This is a genomic window from Mesorhizobium sp. PL10 (assembly GCF_053714315.1).
Genome location: NZ_JBSKBR010000133.1, coordinates 1 through 1,414, shown reverse-complemented (window position 1 = coordinate 1,414; position 1,414 = coordinate 1). Strand labels below are relative to the sequence as shown.

The 1,414-nt window shown below is 61.2% G+C and carries 1 protein-coding gene; it reads left to right on the top strand.

Annotated elements, in window-relative coordinates; genetic code table 11:
- Positions 1-99 precede the first annotated feature (99 nt).
- Positions 100-1,128, top strand: coding sequence for an IS110 family transposase (locus ACWGTO_RS33420; protein ID WP_454578947.1), 1,029 nt, complete (start codon positions 100-102; stop codon positions 1,126-1,128).
- The last annotated feature ends 286 nt before the right edge of the window (positions 1,129-1,414 follow it).

Sequence of the window (1,414 nt, the reverse complement as noted above, 5' to 3'; positions counted from 1 at the left end):
ATAGTGATGGGGTGGATGGCTCCTGCTCCCCGGCATCAAGGTGCCATATGGTAGGTTGTGTAGTGACCACAGACCCACAGTCGAGAGGAGCCATCCCATATGAAGATTACCACGATCGGCCTGGATTTGGCCAAGAACGTCTTCCAGGTTCACGGCGTCAATGCCGAGGGGAACGTCACTGTCCAGCGCCGGCTGCGTCGGAAAGAGGTTCTTTTGTTCTTCGGCGGCCTCGAGCCATGCCTCGTCGGATTGGAAGCCTGCGGATCGGCACATTTTTGGGCGCGGGAGCTTGCGGCTCTCGGACACGATGTTCGCATCATGCCGCCCTCTTACGTGAAGGCCTATGTCCGGCGTGGCAAGAAGAACGACGCTGCTGACGCCGCCGCGATCTGCGAGGCCGTGACGCGGCCGAACATGCGCTTCGTGCCGATCAAGACCGAAGTCCAGCAAACGGCGCTGATGCTTCACAAATCGCGCGACCTCCTGATCCGGCAGCAGAACATGCTGATCAACGCCGTCCGCGGGCACGCCGCCGAACTTGGCCTCGTCGCCGCGCAGGGACGCGGAAAGGTTGAAGACATCATCGCCGCAGTGGAGGCCGACGACGACGATAGCCTGCCGACTTTGGCAAGGGGAGCCTTGAGACCGCTCGTCGCGCAATTGCGCACAAACGAAAAAGCGATTGCCGAGCTCGACGCCGAGATCAAGGCCTGGCACACGCAGAACGAAATGAGCCGGCGACTGGCGACGATCCCCGGGGTAGGCGTGCTGACCGCATCCGCGATTGCGGCGACGGTTCCCGATCCTTCCTTCTTCCGGTCTGGTCGCGAGTTCGCGGCTTGGCTGGGCCTCGTCCCTCGACAGAACTCGAGTGGCGGCAAAGAGCGGCTGGGCCGGATCTCAAAGCAGGGCAACCGCTACATCCGGCGCATGCTGGTGATTGGCGCGACTGGCATGCTTCGCTACGCGCGAGCAAAAAGCGCGGCTGGCGCACAATGGGTCACCGGTCTGCTTGAGCGCCGCGCGCCGCGTCTGGTTACGGTCGCCATGGCCAACAAGATGGCACGGATCGCATGGGCAATCATGACGCGGCAGGAAACCTTCAGGGCACCCGCGACGGCGGCGTAGCAGCGAGGATCGCGGATTAGTTGAGATAGGAGAGCAACAGGCTACCAGAGACCGTAAGGTGAATAAGACTTGATGCCAACCGGTCGAACCGGGGATTGGGAAAACTCGCCGATAGCCATGCGGATTATCAATACCGCGTAATAGTGATTGAGACCCGATCCGCGAACTTCATCAGGGCCAGCGGTTATTAATGGCCGCATCAACAGGCCGGACACATGACCGCACCCGATCGGCAGGTGGAAAAGTCAGATTCTCTCTTGCGCGGCAGGAGCCATCCACACATGGC